General features: G+C 37.5%; 4 protein-coding genes and 1 pseudogene. 3 read left to right on the top strand and 2 right to left on the bottom strand.

The genetic code is table 11. The features are described 5' to 3' along the window. Positions 1–200: 200 nt before the first annotated feature. Entirely contained in the window at positions 201–509 is a 309-nt protein-coding gene (locus JT739_RS10330; protein ID WP_237661040.1) for a hypothetical protein, read from the bottom strand. A 94-nt stretch (positions 510–603) separates the two neighbouring features. Here JT739_RS10330 and JT739_RS10325 point away from each other — a divergent pair, with 94 nt between their 5' ends. Then, positions 604–1,104 (top strand): flavin reductase family protein, encoded by a 501-nt coding sequence (locus JT739_RS10325; RefSeq protein WP_237661039.1) that lies wholly within the window; start codon positions 604–606, stop codon positions 1,102–1,104. Between the two features lie 54 nt (positions 1,105–1,158). On the opposite strand, the gene JT739_RS10320 is transcribed toward JT739_RS10325, so the two are convergent. Then, entirely contained in the window at positions 1,159–1,992 is an 834-nt protein-coding gene (locus JT739_RS10320) for a DegV family protein (protein ID WP_237661038.1), read from the bottom strand. A gap of 262 nt (positions 1,993–2,254) precedes the next feature. On the opposite strand from JT739_RS10320, the gene JT739_RS10315 reads away from it, so the two are divergent. Continuing rightward, positions 2,255–4,075: a sigma-54-dependent Fis family transcriptional regulator gene (locus JT739_RS10315; RefSeq protein WP_237661037.1), complete on the top strand. Its 1,821-nt coding sequence runs from the start codon at positions 2,255–2,257 to the stop codon at positions 4,073–4,075. Between the two features lie 221 nt (positions 4,076–4,296). Continuing rightward, positions 4,297–4,477, top strand: a pseudogene (locus JT739_RS10310) (serine dehydratase subunit alpha family protein); the annotation flags it as partial.

Genomic DNA, 4,477 nt, shown 5'->3' with positions numbered 1-4,477 from the left:
CGCTGGTCTCAAACTTTCAAAAAAAACAAAAACGGGAGTTCTTGCTTGTGGCATGAAGCTATTGGCCATTTTCGGGTGCTATTCTTTCATGTTAACTTTACAAAGCCATTTTTTCTCAATTCCTTTACATAATAACATTTATAATAAAATTTAGCAAAAAACCAAAGGGAGGGCAAAAAGGTTTCAGGATAGTTGATTTGTTACCTAAATAATGGCAAAATAGTATTAGGTACAGTTGCTTTCGATGCATTTGCCAAGTCAAGAACAGCAAGCAAGAGAAATATTAAAAACAAAATGCTCGTTATACCGTCTACAATCCACCATTCTTTAGGACTTACCATAGACATTAATAAATTTTCGATAGGCCCTGCCACTATAATGGCACAAGTGATATAAAGCGGTGCTGTAAGTTCTCTTTTTATATAAAGCTTAATTGAGAAAAGGGAAATTATAATGCCTAAAGTATAATTTAACAGGTTTAATAAAGTTTTAAGCTGTTCGTCCGACATTTTTAACACCTCGATATATATTGTTTTTTTTAATATATTAGTATTTGGGTTGAATGGTTAAAAATATATTAATTTACATTAGGAGGAGATTCTAGTGAAAGAGATAACACTTGCAAATGTATCGGAAGACGTTATAAATCAACTGCCCAAAGGAGCGCTGCTTACGGTAAAATATGGTGACCAGCTAAATACCATGACTATAGGCTGGGCTACTGTTGGACGCATATGGAACAAGCCCATGCTTACTGTTTTGGTTAGATTTTCTCGCCATACTCATGATATTATTTCAAAAGCCGACTCGTTTACCGTAAGTTTCTCAAGGGAAGGCTTGCTTAAAAAAGCTTTTGCAACATGTGGCACAAAATCGGGAAGAGATATCGATAAATTCCAGGAATGCGGCCTTACTCCGGCATATGTAGATGACATTGAATCGCCCTATGTAGCTGAAGGTGATCTGCATTTTATATGTAAAATCGTCTACAAAAACACTTTGGAACCGGAGCTGCTTTCGAAAGAGATAAAGGACACCTGGTACAAGGACAATGATTACCACTGCATTTATTTCGGGGAGATTTTAAAGATCCTTTCTAAATAAAAGGACGTACTCTGTAAATTAAAGGGCTTGTGGTAAAAAAAGACCACAAGCCCTTTAAAAAGTTAAGACTATTCCTCCGGGGCCAGTATAAGTGCCTACAGTAGGTCCGATTTCATAAATTAGAACCTGCCGCGGCTTATACCGCTTAACCAATTCAGACTTTATAAATTCAGCGTCCCCCGGATTTTCCGTGTGAGTTATATAGAAAACTGTATCTGAAAAGTTGGTTTTTTGCTGGCCGATTAGGGATATAAGGCGCTCCAAAGCTCTTTTTTCACCGCGCACCTTTTCTAGCGGTACCACTTCGCCTTTGATGCCTTCACAAATCAGTTTAATGTTCATTATTTTCGCTAGTGTGCCTTGAAACCTAGTTATACGGCCGCCTTTTACAATGTTTTCTACTGTCTTAAGATAAATGAAAATTCTCATTTCATTGTCTCGGAAGTTGGTCAAATCAGCGATTATCTCATCAATACTATGGCCTGAATCCCTAAGTTCTACTGCTCTCATAATTTGCAGTGCATGACCTGGTGAAGCGGCAAGAGAGTCGAAGACCGTAACAGGTATGGATGTCATGTTTTTTGCTAAATTAGCAGATTGAAAGGTCCCGCTAAGTTTTGATGAAATAGTTATACATAAGATTTCATCACCGGGAGCTGCCACTTCTTCAAAAACTTTGAGAAAGTCTGCAGGGGAGGGCTGGGCTGTTTTAGGCAGTGTACTTGAAGCTGCCATTTTTTTATAAAATTCTTCAGGAGTAATGTCTATTTTTTCCCTATATTCTTTGTCATCATCAAACCTGATAGTCAAAGGGACAATGGAAATATTGTGTTTTTTAAGGTATTCTTCTGGCAAATCACAGGAACTATCAGTGACAATGTGAATCAATGTGCTCCACCTCTAATCATCTCAATTTTATATACGGATATTGAGAACTGTTTTACTACTTTAAAGTATATTATAACTAAATTAACTAGGTTTTTCTATACTACGGCCCTTTAAGCTTACATGCAGCAGAAAGCCCTAGTTACTGAATTGGCGCAAAATACATAACCAGATTAAGGTTGTAAAATCCGTTTTTTCTGTAAAGAGGAAATTGAATCAGATTATAGAATACTTATAACGAGTGCAAGGCGGGGAGGTAAATGAGTTGTCCTTAGATAGGTTACAGAAGGAATTGCAAGAAATAGCTGAAGCGATAATGTCAGTTACAGCTCTTGATGTAACCATCCTGGATAATTCCTTGAAGAGAATTGCGGGAACGGGTAAGTATTATGAAAAAATAGGTAAATATGCTCCTAAAAACTCTGTTTTTGAAAAATGTATAAAAACCGGAAGGCAGTATGTTATCACAGAACCTAGAACCTGCGTTGAATGTGCTATGTGCAGCGGGAAAGGTAGCTGCCGGGAAGAGGCGGAGGTATGTTATCCTATAGAAAGCGATAGAGCTGTTGAGGGTGTAATAGGTATGATTGCCTTTACCCCTGAACAAAAGAAGGCCTTTATTCAAAATCAATGCCATTACATGAACTTTGTAAGTCGAATGAGCAAACTTATATCATCAAGAATAAAAGAACAGCTTTTACACCAGGAATTAAGGTACAAATCAGCAGAACTTAGAACGATTATCGATTCTGTTGATGAAGGTATAATAGCTATCGATGATAATGGTAAAATTTTATGTATCAATGAGTGGGCGTGTAAAGCATTTAATATAAAAAATGAAGATGTTGTTGGGAAAAATCTTGATAAAATCCTGCCTAAAAACAGCGTAACAAAGGTCTTGACAACAAATGATGAAATAAAGGATCAGGAAGAAGTTTTGATAATAAACGGCAGAACTTCTCGTTTTTTGCTTTCTGTTAAATCTATCATTTTCAATAAGAAAAGGGCTGGTGCGGTTGCAACTTTCAAGGATTTTAATAAACTCCACAGGTCAATTTTTAAAATTAGCGAAAACCCGGAGACTTTTACCTTTGAAGACATTTTAGGAAGCAGCCCCACTTTTAACGCAGTGAAAGAGCAGGCAAGACATATAGCAAACCAAGATGTTACAGTATTACTTCTGGGGGAAAGTGGTACGGGTAAAGAACTATTTGCAAGAGCTATTCACTATGAAAGTCCTAGGAAAAATGAAATCTTTCTGCCCATCAACTGTGGTGCCATTCCAGATAGTCTAATAGAAAGCGAGTTATTTGGATATGAAAAAGGCGCCTTTACTGGTGCCAATCCTAAGGGGAAAATAGGAAAGTTTGAGAGAGCCAATGGCGGCACGGTGTTTTTGGACGAAATCGGTGATTTACCGCTTCACATGCAGGTAAGGCTGCTAAGAGTGCTGCAAGATGGGGAAATTTATAGAGTGGGAGGGGTAGACCCTGTAAAGATTGATGTAAGGATTATTGCCGCAACAAATAAAGATTTATGGTCTATGGTACAGAAAGGTGAATTTCGGGAGGATTTGTTTTATCGGCTAAATGTGGTTCCAATTCGCATTCCGCCCCTTCGAGAGCGGCCTGAGGATATTATAGAACTCGCCGAAATTTTTTTCCACCGTTACTTGAAGATACATTGCAAAGAGCTCAAGGGAATTTCAAGGGAAGCGAGAGAACTTCTGAAAAACTACTCATTTCCCGGCAATGTTAGAGAGCTTGAAAACATTATTGAATACGGAGTTCTTTTTGAGAAAGAGGACTTCCTGAGAGCAGAAACTATTCTAAGAAAAATCGATGTAAAACAAAGCGCTGAAAAGACAATAATTAAAGGCGGATTAAAAGAAATGGTCGCACGCTACGAGAAAAAAGTAATTGAAGATTTGATTAATAAATACGGCTGTGATACAAAAGCCAAACAAAAAATAGCCGAAGAGCTGGGCATAAGCCTTGCCACATTATATCGTAAGCTAAGTGAGACCGACTTGATTAACTATATCCCGAAATTAGATAAAGGCGATCACATTTCTCAAATACGATAATTTTTCTCAATAATGAGAACTGAACCGATACAAGCCTTACAGGCTTTTTTATTTTATATTTTCTCACATTTGATAATAATGATATTATTAGCCTTGTAAAAAACATGTCTTTTAAGACAGGTAAATATAGCCCCGTCCAGCCTTTCGTGAAATCCTATTGAAGATTTCATCGATGGCATACAACTTGCGAAGGTATATCTGCAAATCAAAGGAGGGGCATCATGGAAGATTTAAATTTTCTTGATATATTGAAAGACCAAGTGACTCCGGCGCTTGGTTGCACTGAACCCATTGCGGTAGCTCTGGCTGTAGCCAAAGCTAGAGAAACCCTTGGCAGTTTTCCTGACAAAATCAAAATAAAGGTTGATAGAAATATATTTAGGGTATATAACTTTAAGTGTG

This window comes from Tepidanaerobacter sp. GT38 (assembly GCF_021991635.1).
In the GTDB taxonomy this organism is placed as follows: Bacteria; Bacillota; Thermosediminibacteria; order Thermosediminibacterales; family Tepidanaerobacteraceae; genus DTU063.
Note: the sequence above shows the minus strand (reverse complement) of the source record. Positions and strands in the feature narration are given on the sequence as shown.